Annotated in this window: 20 protein-coding genes; 13 read left to right on the forward strand and 7 right to left on the reverse strand. The window is 65.1% G+C overall.

Annotation, left to right across the window (positions count from 1 at the left end):
• The first annotated feature begins 57 nt into the window (after positions 1 to 57).
• The 4 genes from ABXS05_RS20705 (at position 58) to ABXS05_RS20720 (ending at position 4,622) form a co-directional block, all read left to right on the forward strand.
• A complete protein-coding gene (locus ABXS05_RS20705; RefSeq protein ID WP_367625238.1) occupies positions 58 to 1,413 on the forward strand; it encodes an ABC transporter substrate-binding protein in 1,356 nt (451 codons plus the stop codon).
• Between the two features lie 241 nt (positions 1,414 to 1,654).
• Positions 1,655 to 2,551 (forward strand): carbohydrate ABC transporter permease, encoded by an 897-nt coding sequence (locus ABXS05_RS20710; protein WP_311940747.1) that lies wholly within the window; start codon positions 1,655 to 1,657, stop codon positions 2,549 to 2,551.
• Complete coding sequence (locus ABXS05_RS20715; RefSeq protein WP_311940751.1) at positions 2,544 to 3,386, forward strand: carbohydrate ABC transporter permease; 843 nt, start codon at positions 2,544 to 2,546, stop codon at positions 3,384 to 3,386. The genes ABXS05_RS20710 and ABXS05_RS20715 overlap by 8 nt, the downstream gene beginning before the upstream one ends.
• 42 nt (positions 3,387 to 3,428) lie before the next feature.
• Positions 3,429 to 4,622 carry a glycoside hydrolase family 172 protein gene (locus ABXS05_RS20720; RefSeq protein ID WP_367625239.1) on the forward strand — a complete coding sequence of 398 codons (1,194 nt, stop codon included), beginning with the start codon at positions 3,429 to 3,431 and terminating at the stop codon, positions 4,620 to 4,622.
• A gap of 243 nt (positions 4,623 to 4,865) precedes the next feature.
• Here ABXS05_RS20720 and ABXS05_RS20725 read toward each other — a convergent pair whose 3' ends face one another.
• Positions 4,866 to 7,037 carry an anthranilate synthase component I gene (locus ABXS05_RS20725; RefSeq protein WP_367625240.1) on the reverse strand — a complete coding sequence of 724 codons (2,172 nt, stop codon included), beginning with the start codon at positions 7,035 to 7,037 and terminating at the stop codon, positions 4,866 to 4,868.
• A 309-nt stretch (positions 7,038 to 7,346) separates the two neighbouring features.
• On the opposite strand from ABXS05_RS20725, the gene ABXS05_RS20730 reads away from it, so the two are divergent.
• From ABXS05_RS20730 to ABXS05_RS20740, 3 genes are read left to right on the forward strand one after another with little or no spacing between them, the layout of a single operon-like run.
• Complete coding sequence (locus ABXS05_RS20730; protein WP_437178685.1) at positions 7,347 to 8,324, forward strand: aliphatic sulfonate ABC transporter substrate-binding protein; 978 nt, start codon at positions 7,347 to 7,349, stop codon at positions 8,322 to 8,324.
• A gap of 8 nt (positions 8,325 to 8,332) precedes the next feature.
• A complete protein-coding gene (locus ABXS05_RS20735; RefSeq protein WP_367625241.1) occupies positions 8,333 to 9,172 on the forward strand; it encodes an ABC transporter permease in 840 nt (279 codons plus the stop codon).
• Positions 9,172 to 9,924, forward strand: a complete 753-nt coding sequence (locus ABXS05_RS20740) for an ABC transporter ATP-binding protein (protein WP_311940762.1) — start codon at positions 9,172 to 9,174, stop codon at positions 9,922 to 9,924. Before ABXS05_RS20735 ends, ABXS05_RS20740 begins: the two co-directional genes overlap by 1 nt.
• A 96-nt stretch (positions 9,925 to 10,020) precedes the next feature.
• Here the strand turns inward: ABXS05_RS20740 and ABXS05_RS20745 are convergent, their stop codons facing one another.
• Together ABXS05_RS20745 and ABXS05_RS20750 are read right to left on the reverse strand one after the other, a co-directional pair.
• Positions 10,021 to 10,200 carry a hypothetical protein gene (locus ABXS05_RS20745; RefSeq protein WP_311940764.1) on the reverse strand — a complete coding sequence of 60 codons (180 nt, stop codon included), beginning with the start codon at positions 10,198 to 10,200 and terminating at the stop codon, positions 10,021 to 10,023.
• A 244-nt stretch (positions 10,201 to 10,444) separates the two neighbouring features.
• The gene (locus ABXS05_RS20750; RefSeq protein WP_068287917.1) at positions 10,445 to 10,642 is read right to left on the reverse strand and encodes a hypothetical protein; all 198 of its coding nucleotides are present in this window, start codon (positions 10,640 to 10,642) and stop codon (positions 10,445 to 10,447) included.
• 149 nt (positions 10,643 to 10,791) lie between these two features.
• On the opposite strand from ABXS05_RS20750, the gene ABXS05_RS20755 reads away from it, so the two are divergent.
• Together ABXS05_RS20755 and ABXS05_RS20760 are read left to right on the forward strand one after the other, a co-directional pair.
• Positions 10,792 to 11,034: a DUF3297 family protein gene (locus ABXS05_RS20755; RefSeq protein WP_311941021.1), complete on the forward strand. Its 243-nt coding sequence runs from the start codon at positions 10,792 to 10,794 to the stop codon at positions 11,032 to 11,034.
• Positions 11,031 to 12,464, forward strand: a complete 1,434-nt coding sequence (locus tag ABXS05_RS20760) for a DEAD/DEAH box helicase family protein (protein WP_367625242.1) — start codon at positions 11,031 to 11,033, stop codon at positions 12,462 to 12,464. The genes ABXS05_RS20755 and ABXS05_RS20760 overlap by 4 nt, the downstream gene beginning before the upstream one ends.
• Before the next feature lie 18 nt (positions 12,465 to 12,482).
• On the opposite strand, the gene ABXS05_RS20765 is transcribed toward ABXS05_RS20760, so the two are convergent.
• Together ABXS05_RS20765 and ABXS05_RS20770 are read right to left on the reverse strand one after the other, a co-directional pair.
• On the reverse strand, positions 12,483 to 12,716 hold the full coding sequence (locus tag ABXS05_RS20765) for a tautomerase family protein (RefSeq protein WP_311940771.1): 234 nt from the start codon (positions 12,714 to 12,716) through the stop codon (positions 12,483 to 12,485).
• Between the two features lie 137 nt (positions 12,717 to 12,853).
• Complete coding sequence (locus ABXS05_RS20770; RefSeq protein ID WP_367625243.1) at positions 12,854 to 13,462, reverse strand: LysE family translocator; 609 nt, start codon at positions 13,460 to 13,462, stop codon at positions 12,854 to 12,856.
• Positions 13,463 to 13,586: 124 nt separating this feature from the next.
• Between ABXS05_RS20770 and gcvA the strand changes: the two genes are divergently transcribed.
• The gene (gene gcvA, locus ABXS05_RS20775; protein WP_367625244.1) at positions 13,587 to 14,501 is read left to right on the forward strand and encodes a transcriptional regulator GcvA; all 915 of its coding nucleotides are present in this window, start codon (positions 13,587 to 13,589) and stop codon (positions 14,499 to 14,501) included.
• Here the strand turns inward: gcvA and ABXS05_RS20780 are convergent.
• The gene (locus ABXS05_RS20780) at positions 14,483 to 15,649 is read right to left on the reverse strand and encodes a serine hydrolase domain-containing protein (RefSeq protein WP_367625245.1); all 1,167 of its coding nucleotides are present in this window, start codon (positions 15,647 to 15,649) and stop codon (positions 14,483 to 14,485) included. The two genes, gcvA and ABXS05_RS20780, sit on opposite strands and share 19 nt — an antisense overlap.
• Before the next feature lie 24 nt (positions 15,650 to 15,673).
• Here ABXS05_RS20780 and ABXS05_RS20785 point away from each other — a divergent pair, with 24 nt between their 5' ends.
• Positions 15,674 to 16,348 carry a TetR/AcrR family transcriptional regulator gene (locus tag ABXS05_RS20785; protein ID WP_367625246.1) on the forward strand — a complete coding sequence of 225 codons (675 nt, stop codon included), beginning with the start codon at positions 15,674 to 15,676 and terminating at the stop codon, positions 16,346 to 16,348.
• Positions 16,349 to 16,450: 102 nt separating this feature from the next.
• On the opposite strand, the gene ABXS05_RS20790 is transcribed toward ABXS05_RS20785, so the two are convergent.
• Positions 16,451 to 18,163: a trimethylamine N-oxide permease gene (locus ABXS05_RS20790; RefSeq protein ID WP_367625247.1), complete on the reverse strand. Its 1,713-nt coding sequence runs from the start codon at positions 18,161 to 18,163 to the stop codon at positions 16,451 to 16,453.
• Positions 18,164 to 18,516: 353 nt separating this feature from the next.
• On the opposite strand from ABXS05_RS20790, the gene ABXS05_RS20795 reads away from it, so the two are divergent.
• The gene (locus ABXS05_RS20795) at positions 18,517 to 19,929 is read left to right on the forward strand and encodes an acyl-CoA dehydrogenase family protein (protein WP_311940789.1); all 1,413 of its coding nucleotides are present in this window, start codon (positions 18,517 to 18,519) and stop codon (positions 19,927 to 19,929) included.
• Positions 19,930 to 20,090: 161 nt separating this feature from the next.
• Positions 20,091 to 20,627: a flavin reductase family protein gene (locus ABXS05_RS20800; protein ID WP_311940792.1), complete on the forward strand. Its 537-nt coding sequence runs from the start codon at positions 20,091 to 20,093 to the stop codon at positions 20,625 to 20,627.
• Positions 20,628 to 20,692 lie beyond the last annotated feature (65 nt).

Genomic DNA, 20,692 nt, shown 5'->3' on the forward strand with positions numbered 1-20,692 from the left:
CGCATCCGTCGAGAACGACAAGCCGGTGGCACGACAACCGGCAACAGGGAGGAAATCATGACTGTGAAGGCCATAGGTCCCGAGAACCGTGGTGCTCGTATCAGCCGGCGCAACCTCATCGTCGCCGGCGCCGGCCTGGCGGGCGGCTTCCTGAACGCCCCCTATCTGAGCCGCTCCGGGGCCCAGGCCCAGGACGCCACCCTGAAATTCTGGCAGTTCTATGCGCCGGGCGGGGACGTGAAGCCGCAGGTCAAATGGTTCCAGGATCTGGTGGCGGCCTGGAATGCCGACCACTCCCCCAAGGTCGAGCTCGAATATATCGTCAACAGCGAATACATCTCCGGCTCCAAGCTCGCCACCGCATTCGCCTCGGGCCAGGGTCCGGACATTTTCCTGATCAGCCCCGGCGATTTCCTGCGCTACTACAATGGCGGCGTGCTGGCCGATCTCACGCCCCATATCGAGGAAGCAGCCCGCACCGACTTTCCCGACAGCGTGATCGCCAACCGCAAGGTCGACGGCAAGATCTATGGCGTGCCCATGGAGGTCGAGCCGATGGCCTTCTATTATTCGGTCAAGGCCTTCGAGGAAGCCAAGCTCAACGAGAACGACATACCCAAGACCTGGGACGACCTCCTCGAGCTTGCCAAGAAGCTGACCACCTCGAACCGCTATGGCGTGCTGTTCGAGACCACGCCGGGCTACTATCAGAACTTCACCTGGTATCCCTTCCTCTGGCAGGGCGGCGGCGAGATCCAGGGCAAGGACGGCAAGAGCGCCTTCGACTCCGCCGCCACCGTGCAGGCCCTCAAGCTCTGGCAGGACGCCATCCAGTCCGGCGCGGCGCCCCGGCAGGTGGTCAGCGGCGGCTTCGACATCGTCTCCAATCTCGGCGCCGGCCTCACCGCCATGCAGAATGTCGGCATCTGGGGCATCGCCGCCATGGAGAACAACGCCAAGGACATGCCCTATGGCGTGTTCAAGCTGCCGGTTCCGGCCGGCGGGAAGTATGTCACCGTCGGCGGCGGCTGGGCCTTCGTCGCCAATGCCAAGGGCCAAAACCCCGACGCGGCGGCCAAATTCTGCGCTTGGGCCCTGGCCTCGATGGACAAGGGTTCGATCCAGCGGGTGGTCGACTGGTGCACGACCGCCAAGAGCGACATGCCGCCGCGCTCCAGCGCCCTCGCCGCCGGTTCCGCCGCCTTCCAGGCCGGCCGGATGGGCGTCTTCTCCAAGGAGATCTATCCGGGCACGCGGGCCGAACCGCGCGTACCGCCCGAGGTCTACAAGATCATCTCCGACGCGATCCAAGCCACCCAGCTCGGCGGCACCGATCCGCGTGAAGCGGCAACGGCAGCCAGCCAGCAGCTCGACGCCTTCCTCGCCGGCTATAGCGGCGCACCGATCCTGTGAGGGGTAGGGTGGTGTTGTCGTCGATATGGGATGCAGGTGCGCGGCCTCAGAAAAAGCCGCTGCCACCCTTCTCCCCTTGCGGGAGAAGGTGGCGCGAAGCGCCGGATGAGGGGTGTTGGCGGACGCCTTGCAAGGTTGCGTTTCTCCCCTCATCCGCCCCTACGGGGCACCTTCTCCCGCAAGGGGAGAAGGGTGGTCGCGGCTTGTACTGCTCGCTTGATGGATTTGCGGGAGCCGCGCCATGACATCCGCTCGCAGCGCCCGCCGCGATGCCCTCGCCGGCTATCTCTTCGTGCTGCCCGACGCCCTCGGCCTGGCCCTCTTCGTCGGCCTGCCGATGCTGCTGGCGCTGGCCATCGGCTTCTATGAGGTCGACGGCTTCGGCGGCTATCGCTTCGTCGGCCTGGCCAATTACGGGCGGATGTGGCGCGATCCGCTGTTCTGGACCTCGCTGAGGGTGACGCTCATCTATGCCGCCCTGTTGGTGCCCGCCCTCTATGTCGGCGGGCTTGGCCTCGCCTTGCTGGTACAGCGCGGCGGGCGGTTCGAAACCGTGATCCGCTCGATGTTCTTCGCCCCGCAAATGGTCAGCCTGGTGGTGGTCGCCATGGTCTGGCAGATCCTGCTGGTGGAGAAGGTCGGCATCCTCTCCCGCCTCTTCGCCTCACTCGGCCTGCCCGGGCTTTCCCTGCTGGGCGACCCGAACCTGGCGTTGTTCACCCTGGTGGCTGTCAGCGTCTGGTTCATGATGGGCTTCTACATGCTGATCTTCCTCGGCGGCCTGCAGGACATTCCGGCCGAATATTACGAGGCGGCCGAGCTCGACGGTGCCGGCCCGATCGCCCGCTTTCGCTACATCACCTTGCCTTTGCTGCGTCCCACCAGCTTCTTCGTGGTGCTGGTCTCGGTGGTGATGGCGGCGGCCGGTGGCCAAGTCTTCGATCTCATCTATGTCATGACCAAGGGCGGCCCGGCCAACGCCACCTCCGCCCTGATCGTCTACATCTATCGCCAGGCCTTTCAGTTCGGCGCCTTCGGCTATGCCTCGGCCATGGCCTCGCTGCTGGTGGCGCTCTTGATGGCCGTGACCCTCATCCTGTTCAGGCTGACGCGGGGCGGGCGCTTCCATCATGCCTGAGCGCAACGCCCCTGCCCTGCCCCCATCGGGCCAGCTCGTGCGCTTCCTGTGGATGCTGGTCAGCCTCGTCCTGGCGCTGATGACGGTGTTCCCGCTGGTCTGGATGCTGGTCGTCGCCTTCAAGCCGCCGGCCGAGGTGTTCCTGCCCGATCTGGTGCCGCAGCGGCCGACGATCGGCAACTTCCTCTATGTGCTGACCGAGATCCCCTTCCTGCGCTACCTGCTCAATTCCTTCCTGGTCTCGGCGATCGTCACCCTCGTCGCGCTGTTCTTCCATTCCATGGCAGGTTATGCGCTGGCCCGGCTGCATTTCCCGGGGCGGGACGCGATCTTCCTCGCCATGTTCTCCACCTTCCTGGTGTCGCTGCCGGTGATCATCGTGCCGCTCTTCATCCTGGTGCGGGCGATGGGCATGCTCAATTCCTATGCCGGGCTGATCGTGCCTTCGATCTTCAACGCCTTCGGCATCTTCCTCCTCCGGCAATATTACCTGTCGCTGCCGCGCGAATTGGAGGAAGCCGCCCTGATCGACGGCGCCGGGCGCTGGCGCATCTATTGGAGCATCGTGCTGCCGCTGAGCCGGCCGATCCTGGCGGCGCTGGCCATCCTGTTCTTCCTCGCCAACTGGAACGCCTTCCTCTGGCCGCTCACCGTCGCCTCCGATTCCAGCCTATGGGTGGTCCAGGTCGCGATCGCCAATTTCCGCAGCCAATATGCCGGGGCCTGGAACTATGTGATGGCGGCCTCGACCATCGTCGCGCTGCCGATGCTGATCCTGTTTGCCGTGTTCCAGCGCCAGATCACCGAATCCATCAAGACCAGCGGCCTGAAATGAGCCGCCCCCTTGTTTCCAAAAAAGCCTTTCGAGGAAGTGAGCATGACCCAGTCCGGACTTTCGCCCCTGCGCGGCCTCGCCAAATTGCGCGAGGGCCGCTCCCGCCGCTTCTCGAGCTATGACCGCACCGGCGGCAATGACGACAGGCTGCATATCGAGCCGGGACAGACGGTTGTTATCGCCGAATATGCCGGCGCCGGCATCGTCACCCATATCTGGGCCACCCTCGCCTGCAAGAGCGAATTGTTCCTGCGCAAGATCGTGCTCCGGGCCTATTGGGACGGCGAGGAGCATCCGAGCGTCGAGACGCCGATCGGCGATTTCTTCGGCATGGGCCATGCGGCCACGCGCAACTTCGCCAGCCTGCCGGTGCAGGCCAGCCCCGAGGACGGCAAAGCCTTCAACTGCTATTTCCCGATGCCGTTCGCCAGCCACATGAGGCTGACCATTACCAACGAGGCCGAGGACGACCTGCTGTTCTACTATTATGTCGACCTTGAACTGCACGAAGAGCTCGAGCCGGGACTCGGCCGCTTCCACGCCCAATATCGCCAGGACCGGCCCAAAGGCGTGGACGAAACGGGCCTGGCCAACGAGCAATTCCTGTTCGGCGGCGAGACCGTCGACGGCAAGGACAACTACACCATCCTGGAGGCGGAGGGGCACGGCCATTATGTCGGCGTGCTCTACAGCGTCTATTCGCGGCGGCGCTCGGACCTATGGGACTGGTATGGCGAGGGCGACGACATGATCTTCGTCGATGGCGAGCCGGGCCTGTCGGTGCCCGACACGGTGCGCAAGCCCGATCCGCGCATCGGGCCCAAGGCCGAGCCGATCGCGCCGCGCAGCGAGAGCAGCCCCGGCGCCAACGATGCGTGGCCGCCGACCCTGCACGGCACCGGCACGGAGGATTACTTCAACACGGCCTGGTGCCCGACGCAGGACTACAGCGCGCCGTATCACGGCATCATCGCCGCCGGCGGCCCGAACTGGACCGAACCGGTGACGCTCTATCGCTGGCACATCGAGGACCCGGTGATCTTCCATAGATCGATCCGGGTCAGCATCGAGCACGGCCACGCCAACCGGCGCTCGGACGACCTCTCCTCGGTGGCATTCTGGTATCAGGCCGAGCCGCACAAGCCCTTCGCGCCGCTGCCCGCCATGAAGGATCGCCTGCCGACCTTCCGCCGCCCCTACGAGACCTGGAACCTGCGCATGGGTGGAGGGAGCTGAGGACGCGGGTTCGGAACGGAGAACCAAAGCGAAATAGGAAGCAAGGTGACCTAAAGCTCACAGGAAACCGTCAAGACATGCGCTTATTTCCGCAGAACCAAGCGCAGTAATCCTTCCTCGACGACGGCCATTGAATCCACACATCTCGACGAGGCAGTATTGAGATGTGTGAATCCGGCAGCCAAAACCGGGGAGGGATTCACCCGCCTCTTCCGGCAGCGATAAGGTCGTCCTTGCCGACTGTTACTCCGCCGCGACCGCCACGGCCTCACCTCCGATCATCGCCAGCACGTTCTCGATCATCCGTCGGCCGATCTCGGGCCTGGTCATTACCGATTCCGGGTGGAACTGCACGGCGGCCAGCGGCAGGCTGGCATGCTCCACCGCCATGATGACGCCGTTGCCGTCGCGCGCGGTGACCCGCAGCTCCGCCGGCAGAACCTGCGCATCGGCATGGATGGAGTGGTAGCGCCCCACCGGGAAGCTGCCGGGCAGGCCGGCGAAGAGCCTGCCGTCCTCGACCTCCACCCGCGAGGCCTTGCCATGCATAGGCCTCGCGAGCAGGTCGAGCCGGCCACCGAAATATTCGACCATGCCCTGCAGGCCGAGGCAGACGCCGAAGACCGGCAGCCCGCGCTGCAAGGCAAGCGCCAGGGTCCGCTGCATGGCGAAATCCGCCGGCCGTCCCGGCCCCGGCGAGAGCACCAGGAGATCTGCCGGCTCCCCGTCCGCGAGCTTTTGCCGCGCCAAAGCCGGGCGCAGGGTCACGACTTCGGCACCGGCGGCCCGGAAATAGCCGGCCAGCGTGTGCACGAAACTATCCTCGTGATCGACGAGCAGCAGGCGCGGCCCGGGGCCAGCCCTGCGGACCGGTACCACCAGCCGGCCAACCGTGGGGGTTTCCTCCTCGAGCACGGCCAGCATGGCGGAGGCTTTCAACCGGGTTTCCGCCTCTTCCTCCAGGGGATCGCTGTCATGCAGCAGGGTGGCACCGACACGGACTTCCGCCACCCCATCCTGCAGGCGGATGGTGCGTAGCGTCAGGCCGGTATTCAAGGCGCCATCGAAGCCGATCGAGCCGAAGGCCCCGCCATACCAGCGCCGGGCGCTCTTCTCTTCGGCTTCGATATGGCGGATCGCACCACGCTTGGGTGCCCCGGTCACCGTCACCGCCCAGGCATGGCTGAGAAAGGCATCGAGGGCGTCGTAGCCCGGCCGCAACAGGCCCTCGACATGGTCGACGGTATGGATCAGGCGTGAATAGAGCTCGATCTGGCGCCGGCCGATCACCCTGACGCTGCCGGGCTCGCAGATGCGCGACTTGTCGTTGCGGTCGACATCGGTGCACATGGTCAGTTCCGCCTCGTCCTTGGCGGAATTCAGGAGCTCGCGGATGCGCTCGGCATCCTCAAGGGCGTCGGCGCCACGACGGATGGTGCCAGAGATCGGGCAGGTTTCGACGCGCTGGCCGTCGACCCGCACGAACATTTCCGGCGAGGCCGCCACCAGGAACTCGCCCTCGCCGAGATTGATCAGGGCACCGAAGGGCGAGGGATTGGCGCTGTTGAGCCGGCGAAAGACGGTGCTCGGCGCTTGCGCGCAGGGTTTGGACAGCAATTGCCCCAGCACCACCTCGAACAGATCGCCGCGGGCGAAGGCGGCCCTGGCCCGTTCGACCATGGCAGCATATTCGCCAGGCGCGTGGTCGCTCTCGGGCGGCAGGTCCGGGCCGGCCAGCATGCGATAGGGATGGGGTTCAGTGGCGCGGGACAGGTTTCGGGTCGAGCGTCCCTCGACGCCGAAATCGTAGCTCAGCCGTTGCGCCCGCTGGCGGGCATGATCGACCACCACCAGTTCGTCGGGCAGATAGAGCACGAGATCGCGCTGGTCCTCGCCGCGCGGCAGCCTGAGGTCCATCGGCTCGAACTGGAAGACGAGGTCGTAGCCGAAGGCACCGTAGAGGCCGAGATGGGGGTCGTCGGGCGCGGCGAAGAGTTCGACCACCGCCCGCAGCAGCGAGAACAGGCTGGGCTGGCGGCTGCGCTCCTCTTCGGCAAAGCCGCCTTCCACCTCGCGCACCTCACCTGCGAGATGGTCCTCACCCGTAGTGAAGGCCTCGAAGAGGTCGAGCGGGCGCAGGCGGGCCTCGATCGCCGGGAGGAGGCAGGTGCCGCGCGGGTTGAGGGCCTCGATCCGAAAACGTCGGTCCTTGCCGGTGATGACCAATGGCGGATCGACGAAGCCGATCTCGCCGCGCCGATAGCGCCCCGGCACCTCGCAGCCCGAGGAGAACAACGCGCCGCGCTGCCGGTCCAGGCGATCGACGAGGGCGGACAGGTCATGAGGATAGTCGAGGTCGCGGCAAGTGCGATGGATCCGGATGCCGCCGGCCGAATGGTAGATATGGTCCGTCATGGAGCCAACTCCGAGTTGCGGCCGTCTCGGGTTGGGTGCTCCTGCGCTGATCTTCAAAAAATCAAAAGCCGCCCCTCCCGGGACGGCCAGATGAGCAATGATCATGCGTGGCCGTCCGTGCTTAGACGGGCCACCACCAGCTTGCTGAGAAAGACGAAATGCGCATGGCCGGATGCTAGCAGCCATGCCCAGCGAGAACAATCCCCCTTCGGGCGGCCGCGCGAGATGTTTTTATCTATTTTGTCTACAATCTTTATGTATTAATAGAACGAGGATCTGTTTCGGAGATATGCCGTGTCCCGCCCCGCTCTGCCGACCCGACGCCGCTTCATTGCCGGCCTAGCCTCCCTCGTCGCCGGTGGCCTTGCAGCGCCTCGGCTCGCCAGGGCCGCCGACAATCCGTCCGAACTGCGGATCGACTATGCCACCTACAATCCCGTCGGCCTGCTGATCCGCGACAAGGGCTGGCTGGAGGAGGAGCTCAAGGCCGACGGCATCGCGGTGCGCTGGATCCAGTCCCTCGGCTCCAACAAGGCCCTCGAATTCCTCAATGCCGGCAGCATCGATTTCGGCTCGACGGCAGGAGCGGCCGCCCTGGTCGGCCGCGTCAACGGCAACCCGATCAAAGCCGTCTATGTCTATTCGCGCCCGGAATGGACGGCGCTGGTGACGCGCCCCGACACCGGCATCGCCGCCGTCGCCGATCTCAAGGGCCGGCGCGTGGCGGCGACGCGCGGCACCGATCCTCACATCTTCCTCATCCGCGCGCTGGCTTCGGCCGGGCTGAAGGAAAAAGACATTGCGCTCGTGCCGCTTCAGCATGGCGACGGCAAGGCTGCCCTGATCCGCGGCGATGTCGACGCCTGGGCGGGGCTCGACCCGATCATGGCCGGCGCGGAGGTTGAAAATGGCGCCAAACTCTTCTTCCGCGATGCCGCGCTCAACAGCTGGGGAGTCTTGAATGTACGCGAGGCCTTTGCCGCTGCCCATCCCGAGCTCGTGCGCCGCGTGCTGGCCGTCTATGAAAAGGGCCGCCAGCACGCCCTCGCCAATCCCGCCGATCTCAAGCAGAGCCTGATCGCGGCCGCCAAGCTGCCCGATGCGGTGATCGAACGCCAGCTCACCCGCACCGACCTGTCGACCGGCACGATCGGGGACGCCCAGCGACAGACCCTGGTGGCCGCCGGGCAAGCCCTGCAGGGCGCCGGCGTGATCAAGGCCGAGATCGACGTGTCCGCGGCAGTGAACGGGCTGATCGACCCGCGTTTCGGCGCACAGACGCAATAGGCCGGGCGATGACGGCACTCGAAAGCCCTGCCGCGCCGGAGGCGTTGAAAGAGCGGCGTCCGGCGACCAGGCCTTCTCTTCGCCATGTCCGGCCTTATGCCGGGCTGCTTCTGCCCCTCACCCTCGCCTTGGCATGGGAATATGCCGTCCATGCCGGCTGGAGTGACGGACGGCTCTTGCCGCCACCGAGCCGCATCGCCGCGACGCTGCTGGAGTTGGCGCGCAATGGCGACCTCACCACCCACATCCTCGCAACGCTGGCCCGGGTCGGGGCCGGCTTCTTCTTCGGCGCTCTCGCCGGCATCGCACTCGGCGCTGCCTCCGGCTATTCGTCCCTGTTCCGGACCCTGGTCGACCCGACGCTGCAGGGGCTGCGCGCCATTCCCTCCCTCGCCTGGGTACCGCTCTTCATCCTGTGGTTCGGCATTTTCGAGCAATCCAAGATCATCCTCATCGCCGTCGGCGTGTTCTTTCCGGTCTATCTCGGCGTTTCCAGCGCGATCCGTTCGGTCGATCGCAAGATCGTCGAGGTCGGCCAGGTCTTCCGGCTGAAAGGGCTGCAGCTGGTACGGCGCATCCTCCTGCCGGCGATCCTGCCACAGGTCGTCACGGCGCTCAGGGTCGGCCTCGGCCTCGGCTGGATGTTCGTGGTGGCTGCCGAGATCATGGGAGCCTCCGAAGGGCTCGGCTATCTGCTCGTCGATGGCCAGCAACTGGGCAAACCCGACGAGATCGTCGCCACCATCATCCTGTTCGCGCTGATCGGCAAGGCGAGCGACATGATCCTGGTCGCGCTCAGCCACCCCTTCCTGCGTCACGAAGACAGTTTCGCCGGCGGGGACCGCTGATGCTGTCGCTGCGCAATCTCGACAAGACCTATGCCAATGGCACGCAGGCGCTGCGCGGCATCGACCTGTCCGTCGCGCCCGGCGAGGCCGTTGCCATCATCGGCGGCTCGGGAAGCGGCAAGAGCACGCTGCTGCGCCTGATCGGTGGCCTGGAAACCGCGACCCGTGGGCGGGTGGAGATCGATGGCGTGCCCGTCAGCGGCCCGGCGGAGACCGTCGGCTTCGTCTTCCAGGAGCCGCGCCTGCTGCCCTGGCTGACCGTCGCGGGGAATGTCGCCTTCGGCCTCGCCAGCCTGCCCCGGCAGGAGCGAGACAGGCGGGTCGCCGAAGTCCTCGCACGCGTCGGTCTGGAGGGACAGGGTAGAAGATGGCCCAAGGAATTGTCCGGTGGCATGGCCCAGCGCGTCGCCATCGCCCGCACCCTGGCGGCGCGGCCGGGCATCCTTCTTCTCGACGAGCCGTTTTCCGCCCTCGATGCGCTGACCCGCGCGAGCCTGCAGGATCATGTCGCCCGGCTCTGGCTGGAGGACCGGCAGACCCTTCTTCTCGTCACGCATGACATCGAGGAGGCGCTGCTGCTCGCCGATCGCGTCGTCGTCCTCGCGCCGAAGCCCGGACGTATCGAAGAGACGGTCAGCGTCGACTTGCCTCGCCCGCGCGATCGCGACAGCGCAGCCTTCGAACAGGCCAGGCGCTATTTGCGCAAGGCTCTCGATCACTCCCTGCACGGCCAGATGCCTGCCTATGCCTGATGCTGCCGAGGGTTCATTGCCCCCAAAAGCAGAACGCGCCACCTTCAGGGAAGAAGGCGGCGCGTTCGAAACTCGTCCGTCGACGGAAGGCGGTGCTCAGACAGCCTGGGCACCGTAGACCTGCTGGCGAGCATGACGGATCATTTCCATGCGGTCGGCACGCAGATCACGCAGATCGCGGTCGGACAGGCTGTTGATCTCATCGAGCAGGCGCAGGAACTCGGCCTGCTTGGCCATGCGGTCCTTAAAATAAGCAATGATGCTTGCGAAGATCATGATGACTACTCCTTTGTTGCCAGGGAGTATCCACCTTCTCATGTTGCGCTGCAACATACATCGTCGCAATGCCGAATTGCATAGCTCGCATGGCTAAAGGGTCGAATATGGCGAGTTCTTAACCAATTCGCTCAACACGTATGCAATATTGCATTCCTGACATAAATCCGCAATGCAATTGACACCTTCGCAGGCAGGCGGTGCCGCACCTTGCAGCAACCTGCCACTCCAATAGCGCTGCGCCTCACTGCTTGGCGGCAGCGAGCTCGGCCTCGATGGCCGCGATCGATTCCCGCAGCTTGGCAACGCGCTCTTCCGCCTCGCGGGCCAGCCGCTCGTAATGGGCGCCGCGGTTCTTCTGCACCGCCAGGACCTTGGCCTGCTTCTGGATGCTGGCGATCTCGGCGAGCATACGGGCCTTCTTCATGGGCCGATCATCCATCGCGCCACTCCTTGTTCGTTACATCAGAGCTTTCCTTAGACGGCCTTGCGGCGAAAGGCACGCCCGATGGCATAAAATTCACATCAGGCGTTGGCATTCCGGCCCTGGGGCGCTAATCCGGCGTCTGACATCTTCATGAGAGAGACGTGATGACCGATAGCCCACCCGACCGCCTCGCCGCCAATCCCGACAGCCCCTTTTTCGACCAGGCCCTGATGGAGCGTGGCGTCGGCATCCGCTTCAACGGCGCCGAGAAGACCAATGTCGAGGAATATTGCGTCAGCGAGGGCTGGATCCGGGTCGCCGCCGGCAATGCCAAGGACCGGCGCGGCAATCCCCTGACCATCAAGCTCAAGGGCAAGGTCGAGCCTTATTTCCGCGACGAGGCGTGAGCACCGCACCCCAGCTCATCCCCCGCCCGCATCAGGTCGAGGCGAGCGAGGCCATCCTCGCCGCCCGCCGCGCCGGGCGGCCGGGCTTCCTGCTGGGCGACCTGACCGGCCTCGGCAAGACGCTGTCGGCCTGGCTGGCGCTGAGCGCCATGCCGGAACAGGAAATCCTGGTGATCTGCCCCAAGGGGGCCATTCCGCAATGGCGCCTGACAATGGCGCAGGCCGGCCTGCCGGCCAAGGCGGTCACCGTGATGAATTTCGAGCGCACGAAGATGCTGATGGCGCCGCCCGCCACCAGCACCAAGCGTTCGACCCGGGCCAAGAACAACGAGCTCGCCAAGCTCGGCACGCCCAAGCGTAGCTGGCCGCTGGTGGTGATCGACGAAGCCCACCGCATCCGCAATCCCAATTCGCAGCAGGGACTGGTCTGCCGCCAGATGGCGGCGGCCGCCGACTTCACCCTCTATATGAGCGCCACCGCCGGGCAGGCGCCGCACGAACTTTCCTATCTCGCCTGCCTGCTCGCGCGGGAAGGCGACAAGCGGAAGGGCGAGGGCCTGGCCGCCGATCTCGATGGCTTCCGGGCCCTGATGAAGCGGCTCGGGATCGGGCGCGCCAAGGGGCGCTGGAAAAACTGGTCCTGGGAGCCGAACGAGGACGACCGCCGCACCATGTCCTCTCTACTCTACAAGGGGCGCGATGCCATCGGCCTGCGTCGTCGGCCCGAGGAGATCGCCGGCTGGCCCGAAGTGCAGCGCGAGGTAACGCCGACCGCGCTCGATGCCGAGAACCGGCGCCTCTATGAGGCGACCTGGCGCGAATTCCGCCGGGAACTCGGCCTGGCCGGCGGCTCGACGCGGCGGGCGGCGGGTTGGGCCGCCGATCTGCGCTTTCGCCAGAAAGGCAGCCTCCTGCGCGTCGCCGGCACCGCCGATTTTGCCGACGACCTGATGGACAATGGCCAGCAAGTGGCGATTTCCGTCGCCTTCCTGGAAACGAGCGCACTGCTGGTCGAGAAATTGCGGGGCCATGGCTGGCGCGTCGACGCCATCAACGGCACCCAGAGCGGCGAGCGCAACGAAGCCGTCAGGCAGGCCTTCCAGCGCGGCGAGCTCGATGCCGTGGTGTTCACCGTCACCGAAGCGATCTCCCTCCATCGCGGCGAAATGCCGGGCGGAGAACGCGAGCGTTCGCTGGTGGTGCACGACATGCGCCACAGCGCCATCCAGCTCCAGCAGATCGAGGGGCGCTGCCATCGTGACGGCCAGCGCGCCGTGATCTACTACGCCTATGCCGAGAATACGGTGGAGGAAAAGATCGCGGCCACCGTGATCGGCCGCATGGCCGACATGGACGGCATGGCCGGCGACGACACCGCCATGCTCGATGCCATCGCCGGCGTGATCGAGGAAGCCGCCGAGGCGCGCTGAGCGCCGGCCTATCCGCCATCAGGCGAACGGGTCGTAACCGGGCTTCTTGTAGACGAGATCCGGCTTGTCCTGGATGTCGGGAATGTAGACCTTCCGGGTCCACTCTTCTTCCGGCACGTCCTCGATCGAGACCGAGATCGACTTGTCCTGGCTGTTCAGGCTGTCGATCACGGCCTGGGTCAGGGCATCGGCGAGCTTGCGCTTCTGCTCCTCGGACCTGCCGGGCAGCATTTTCACAATGAGGTGGGGCATAATTTTCTCCGCTTTCCGCTGCCCGCCGAACATGGGCACGCTTCCAGCTGCGCTCATAGACCGGTTGAGCCGGCCAAGCCAGGACCAGTTGCGAGGTGTCCTCTCGCGGGCGGAAAGTCACGCCGCCGCACCGATCCTCAATTGATCGCCGTAAAGGCGGCGACCAGCAGCATGCAGGTGCCGAAGGTCCAGCCCTGGGCCCGCTGGGCACGCTCGGAGCGGAAACGCCCAAGCAGACTGGCTCCGGCATAGATCCAGAGAAAATGGCAGAGCACCGAGATCAGCACGAAACCGGCCGTGAGCTGGATGACGGTGCTGGTGACACCGGCGGCGGGATCGAGGAACTGCGTGAACATCGCCAGCACTATCGAATGGATCTTGGGATTGACGGCGACGGAGAGGATGCCGTCGACCAGGCCGAGATGCGGCTGGCGCTTTTGCGCAGAAGCGGCGTCGTGGCCCGCCGACCGGAAGAAGCTCCAGGCCAGATAGAGCAGGTAGGCTATGCCCGCCAGTTTCAGCCCGAAGGCGAAACCGGGGTGGGCGCGAACGACCTCCCCCAGGCCGAAGCCATAGATCAGGCAAAGCGCCAGATTGCCGATCTCGAAGCCCACCCAGAAGCGCACGGAACCGCGCACCCCATATTGGGCGCCCATGGCGGTGAGCACGGTATTGCCCGGTCCCGGACTGATGACCAGAGGCACCGCATAGCCGGCGAAGAGAATCCAGACATTCCAGACGAGCATGGCGATCTCATTTCAACACGCCGCACCGGGCACAGGCCGGTACGCTGGAAGGATGGAAACACCACTATTCGGGCCGGACAAAACGATCTATTTTCACGCCCTCCATGAACTGGATTCATCGAGCATGCGTCGCCTACCGCCGCTGGTGGCCGTCCGAGCCTTCGAGGCCGGCGCCCGGCACCTCAGCTTCACCCGGGCCGCCGACGAATTATGCGTGACCCAGACCGCGATCAGCCATCAGGTGCGGCAGCTCGAAACCTGGCTGGGTGTCCGGCTGTTCGAACGCGCGGGCCATGCCCTGCGGTTGACCGAGGCCGGAGGTGCCTATCTTGCCGAAGTCGGCGAGGTGCTCGATCGCCTGGCGGCGGTGACCGAGACCGTGCGCGGCCGGCGCGACGGTCCCCTGCGCATCACGGTGCTGCCCTCCTTCGCCAGTTGCTGGCTGGTGCCCCGGCTCGGGCGTTTTCGCGAAAGCCATCCCGATATCGAGCTAAAACTGACGAGTTCACCCGATAGCTGGGCCTTCACCGAGGACCGCTTCGATCTCGCCATCCGCTCGGGCCTCGGCCGCTGGCCCGGGCTCAAAGCCGACCTGATCGCCCAGGAGATGCTCGGCCCGGTCTGCAGTCCGGCGGTCGCAGCAGGGTTGCCCTCGCCTTGCTCGCCTTCGGACCTGCTCGCCAGCCATCTGCTGCATGACACGCCCAGGGATGCCTGGTCGCGGTGGTTCCGCCATGCCGGCCTGCCCGAAGCCGCCCCTGCGGCGGGCCATGCCTTCGACGACCACGGCCATCTGCTGCAGGCGGCCGCCGAGGGACAGGGCATAGCGCTCGGCAAACTGTTCCTGGCCGAACGCGCCCTGCGGGAAGGCCGCCTGGTGCGCCCGGTCGATCCGATCCTGCCCAACGACTACAGCTACTGGTTGGTCTACCCCCGCACTGTCGCCGGACGGCCCGATGTGGGCCGCTTCCGCAATTGGCTGCTGGCGGAAGCCAAGGCGACCGCAGCCGCCCTCCTAGTTCAGGGCGCAGCGCCATAGATCGCGTCGCGGACATCCAGCGAGAACGCGCCGGACATGCCTTCGAAAGCCGTGTTGGTCAGGACGACGACGCTGAGCCCGCTTTCCTTGTCGATGAACCAGTTGTGGCCATAGGCACCACCCCAGCGGATCGTGCCCTTGGTCTGGGGCGACAGCGCCAGGCCGGGATCGTCGAGTACCGCCCAGCCGAGCCCGAAGCGCCAGCCCGGCCCCTGCGCTTCGCTGCCGATCTGGTCCGTCATCATCATGCGCACCGTCTCGGCCCGAAGCAGCGGAGCACCGTCCCGCCGGATCGCCTCCAGGAGGGCGAGAACCTCGCCGGCCGTCCCGGCCATGCCGGCGCCCCCTGACGGATAGGCCTCAGGATCGAAGATCCGGCTCGGCGCGAAACGCACCGCCTGATCCCAGAGCGGCACGTCCATCCCGTCCTCGATCAATCCCGGCTCGGGGTTGCCGTCGGCATAGGCGGTCGCCAGGCGGGACCTGTCCGTCACCACGAAGCCGGTATCGGCCAGGCCGAGCGGCCGGGTGACCAGGCGGCGCACCACGGATGGCAGGCTCTCCCCGCTCGCCTGTTCCAGCACGGCGCCGATCACGTCCATGCCCAGCGAATAACGCCAGGCGGCACCGGGCTCGAAGGCGAGCGGCGCCAAAGCCAGACGCCGCAAATTCTCGGGCAGCGTCAGGCCGGGATGGTGGTCGAGCCCATCGGAGACGCCGAGCTGGTGATAGGGCGTGCCCTGCGGCTCGAGGAAGCCATAACTGAGGCCGGCACTGTGGCTCATGAGATGCCGCAGGCGAATCACCGGCTCGGTCCCGTCGGCCATGCGCGGGCGGAAGTCGGGCAGCCAGCTGGACACGGGATCGTCGAGGCCGATCACGCCCTGCTCGACCAGGCGCATGGCCGCCACCGTGACGAAGGGCTTGGTGATCGAGGCGAGCAGGAAAATGGTATCGGGCGCCATCGCCCGCCTGGCCTCGCGATCCGCCAGGCCGGCCGCGCGCTCATAGACACGATCGCCGTCTCTGGCGACGAGAACGACCGTACCGACAATGCGCTTTTCGGCCAGCGCCCGGTCGATCACGCCATCCAGGCGGTCGAGGAACGGATCGGCGGAAAGGGCTGCGACATTTGGCTGAAGACTCATGAGCGGGCATCCACTATTATCACAATGGTCATTCCTGAATACAGCAGGTCTTCGGATATTTCTAGAGTGAACACTGTGAAAAATAACGGGGCCGAAAGACGCCCCCGCGGGCGTCCCCGCAGCTTTGATCGTGAAGAGGCGCTCGCCGCCGCCGCTCATACCTTCTGGGCCCTCGGCTATGAGGGCGCGTCGATCACCGATCTCACCGAGGCGATGGGCATCACGCCGCAGAGCCTCTATGCCGCCTTCGGCTCCAAGGCCGAACTGCATAGGGAGGCCCTGATCTGGTATCGCGGCCATGTGGGTGCTTTCGGGCCGCAAATACTGGCGCAGGAAGCGGATGTGGTCCGAGCCTTCGAGCGCATCCTGCTCGCCTGGGCCGACCAATATGCCCGCAAGGAACACCCTCGAGGCTGCATGATCTCCACCGCCGTGCTGCGCTGCGCCAGCGAGAACCGGCCGGTGGCCGAACATGTCTCTTCATTGCGCCTGGGCGCCCTTGCCATGTTTCGCGAACGCCTGGAGCGCGCCGTCAGGGAGGGCAACCTCAAGCCGGATACCGATACGGCTGCTCTCGCCCGCTTCCTCGGCGCCCTGGTGCAGGGCATGTCCGTGCAGGCGCAGGACGGCGCCAGCAGCGAGGAGCTCGCAGGCATCGCGCGGCTCGGCATCGCGCAGCTCGAACGCTATCGGACCTGATCGGCCCGGCGGGACGAAGCCCGGTCCCTGGATTGTCTCAACCTATTCACGCAAAACGGGGCGCCGAAGCGCCCCGTTCGTCGTCAAGGCCGTATGGCCTTGTCAGAGGACGAAGTACCAGTTCGCCAGCAGCACCACGGCCAAGCCGGCCACGAGGGTAAGGTAGGGCAGGATGCCCGCCTTCTTCTGCTGGAGGTCGACGGATCTGAGGCCGAGATCGTCGAGCATGTGCTCGGGGAACTTGCCGCCATCCTGAATGTAATGCCGGTAGCAGAACACCGGGATGATGAGGGCGGCGGTGCACAGGCCCGCCCACAGCGCCAGGGGGTTCCAGACCTTGGCGCCCGCCCCCATGAACATGGCATTCACATAGGCGAAGATGGCGCCGATGGCGATGACGAAGGTCGGCGCCTTCCAAGGCCTGTTGATGTGGCCATTGTCCATCCGGTGGATCCAGCCGGCATTGAGGTTGAGGAAGTTGAAAATGATGTAGCCGCAATTCGACACGGCCAGGATGAAGAAGAAGCTGGTGGCATCGGCCGCAGCGATGGCGAGCAGCATCAGATTGAAGATGAGGTCGGTCCACATCGCCCGGGTCGGGGCGCCATGCGAGTTCACATGGCTCAGATATTTGGGCAGCCAGCCATCCACCGAGCCCTGATAGAGGGTACGGGAGGAGCCGGCCATCGCGGTCATGATGGCCAGGATCAGCGCCAGGATCATCAGCATGACCAGCAATTGGCTGATGATGGCGCCGCCATGCACCATGTCGGCCATCGCCGCTGCCACGCCCGAACCGTCCACGATGGGGGTCGCCAGCATGCCGTTCAATCCGAGTACGCCCTGGAAGGTGAAGGGCACCAGGATGAAGAGCAGCATGCACAGAAGGCCGGAATAGAAGATGGCCTTGAAGGTATCGCGGCCCGGATCCTTGAACTCGCTGGTGTAGCAGACCGCGGTCTCGAAGCCGTAGGTCGACCAGGCCGCGATGAACATGCCGCCGAGCACCAGGGTCCAGCCCGCGACGTTCCAGCTGCCGGGCGCCGGCGCATAGGCCGTAGCGAGGGGGACCAGTGGCGAATAGTTGGCCCAGTTGATCTGGCCGGTGATGATCGGCACGATGCCGACGATCAGCATCGGGATGATGACGATCAGGCCGATGATCTTCTGGGTGTTGGCGGTGCCGAGAATACCGCGATGCTGGATCGCGAAGGTCAGGAGCATCAGCGCGGCGCCGATGAAGAAGACCGAATTGAGCGAGAAGCCGAAGAGCGGGAAGGTATGGCTGAATAGCGTCCAGGTCCGGATCGCCGGGGTCGCCGCCGCCGTCAGCGCCGTGATGGCGTCAGCTGGCGCCGTGCCGGCATGGGCAGCGATATAGGCCAGGACTTCGGGTGAACTGTCCGTGAAGACGGGGATTGGAAAGAGGGCATTGAGAATGTAGCCGGCGGCAATGGAGCAGCCGAGCGACAGCACGGGTGACCAGGCGAACCAGTTGCACCAGACCGAGAGCGGCGCGATGAACTTGGAGTAACGCAGCCAGGCCGTGGCGCCATAGACGGAGGAGCCACCCGATTTGTTGGGAAACAGGCCGGCGATCTCCGCATAGGTGAAGGACTGGATGAAGCCCATGATCATGGAGGCCGTCCAGATCAGGAAGGCCGGCGTACCGGTGGTGCCGGCAATGCCGCCGATCGAGAACAGCACGAGCGGCGGTACGCCGCTTGCTACCCAGAAGGCTCCTCGCCAATCGATATGGCGCAGCAGTTGGCTCTCGCCCCCTGCGCTCGTATTTGCGTCAGTTGTCGCCGTCATTGTGTTCCCCGGATCTGATCGACTGCACTGGATGCTGGGGCGGTGCTGGCTGCGAGAGTTCCACGACGGCTCTCGTCTTCACCCACCGTCTCTCTTTTTTACTGCGAGTGAAGATTGACACACTCTGAGGAAGCGTCAACCCTTAGTTTTCTGCGATTCCCTGGGAAATAACCGAATTTCTGCCTATTTTTTGAGCACAACAGCAATCCGATTGGAGGGCTCCAACCGTCACGGACCAAAAAGAATTCGGGCTGATAAAATTTCCTGCTGGACAAACTTGTTTCTTCTCTGGAAACTTCAGGCGTCACCGGGCAAGCAAAATGCGCGGGACGAACCATTCGAAGGATGCCCGTATGTCGTCACGCAAGATGTGGGGGAATGAGCCATTCTGGGGCCTCGGTTTCGAGTGGGATCCGCAATGGATGCTGACCGACCGCCAGAAGGCCTTGCAGGCCAAGCTCATCGAGCTGTGCCAGACGGAGATGCGCGCCAACGCTGTCGAGAGCGACCGCAACCGCGCCTATCCGCGCAAGAATTTCCAGATCCTGGCCGAGCATGGCTTCCTGGGCCTGATCGTGCCCAAGGAGCTCGGCGGCCAGGGCGAGAATCACATCTGCGTCGCCATGGTGGTGGAGACCATCGCCCGCTATGGCTGTGCCTCCACGGCCATGTGCTACACCATGCATACCGGTGCCGTCGCCGCCGCCCTGCTGCGCCATCACGACAATGCAGCCCTGAAGGACATCCTGCGCCGTCTCGACAAGGACTGCCTGATCGGCACCCTGTCCTATTCCGATCCGGAGACCGGATCGCATTTCTGGTATCCGATCTCCTCGGGCGTCGAGGAGACCAAGGAAGGCTGGCACGTTCGCAAGAAGGCGTCCTGGACCACCTCCGGCGGCTTTGCCGACTGGTATATCGTCCAGACGACCTCCCCCAACTTCAACGGCAATTATGCCGACCTCTCCTGCTTCCTCATCCTCGGCGACGAGATCACCAGCGATCCCGGCAGCTGGAACGGCCTTGGCCTGCGCGGCAACCAGTCCGGCCCGCTGGAAGTCAACAAGGTGGTGCCGCGCAACCGCCTGGTCGGCCCGGTCGGGGACGGCGCCCGCTCCAATGACGAGATCGTCGACCCCTTCTTCCTGCTGTGCTCCTCCGCCTGCTGGAGCGGCATCGCCATGGGCATGATCGACATCGCCAAGGCGCACACCACCAAGAAGACCCACAAGGATGTCGGCATGCGGGTGGCCGACTACGCCACCATCCAGGATTACGTCGGCGAAGCGATCATCGACACCAATGTGGTGCGCTCGATGGATTTCCTCATCGCCAAGGCGCTGGACGACGCCACCGGCAACAATGACTGGTCGATCCACAAGAACGATGTCTCCTTCCTGCCGCGCGCCGGCCTGCTGCACTGGCTCTGGCAGCTGAAATTCGCTGCCGCCAAGAACGTCGCCGCCGTCTCCGACAAGATGCTGCATGCCTGCGGCGGCACTGGCTACAAGCCCGAGCTGCAGATCGAGCGCTATCTGCGCGACGCCAAGGCCGGCTGGGTGATGGGGCCCACCAACGAAGTGCTGCGCCAGTTCGTGGGCAAGACCTCGCTGCTGGGTTTCGAGGCGGTCGACTATTGGAACACCTCAATCAACGAGCGCGTTCTCAACAACGAGATCAAGAAGATGGATGTGGACGCCAAGCGCGCTCTGGCCGAGCGGCTTCTGGCGGAAATCAATCCCCCTGCCATTCGGAAGACGGCGTAAGATGCGGCTGGAAACGCAATCCCCGGCAGGAAATGCGGTCCGTTTCGGTTTCCGCCCCGACGAGGCGGCAATGGTTTGCGGCCGCCTCCCGGATTCGAGCGAATCCGGGGTATACCGGTGTCGGAGCGTAAGCGCCGACGTCGGTAAGGGTATGAGGCAAGATGGTCCAGGGTTCTGCAACAAAGCCAGCGAAGGCCGATACCGTTCCAGAAACCATCGATCCCCTGCGCTTTCGCGGGGCGCTCGGCCTGTTTGCCACCGGCGTCACCGTGGTGACCGCCGCCCATCCGACCGCGGGGCTGATCGGCATCACCGCCAATTCCTTTTCCTCGGTCTCGCTCGATCCGCCGCTGGTATTGTTCTCCATCGCCAACAAGGCCCGCAGCCTGTCGGCCTTCCTGGAAGCGCCGGGCTTCTGCGTGAACGTCTTGCGCAAGGAACAACGCGCCCTTTCGGCCCGCTTTGCGCGGCAGAGCCAGGACAAATGGGCGGATGTGGCCTACACGGCCGGGCGCTTCGGGGCGCCGATCCTGCCGGACACGATGGCGGCCTTCGACTGCCTGCACCATGCCCAGTACGAGGGCGGCGACCACCGCATCATCGTCGGCCGGGTGGTCGACATGGAGCACAATGTCGAGGGCGAGCCGCTGCTCTTCTTCGGCGGCCGCTACCGGGTGCTGGGAGAGGAAGCCGAGTAGCGCTGCATATCGTCAATCATCCGGGCGCGTCCTGCCCGTTCGCTTGCCTGTAGGAGTGGTTTGCC

This window comes from Labrys neptuniae (genome assembly GCF_040797145.1).
Classification (GTDB): domain Bacteria; phylum Pseudomonadota; class Alphaproteobacteria; order Rhizobiales; family Labraceae; genus Labrys; species Labrys neptuniae.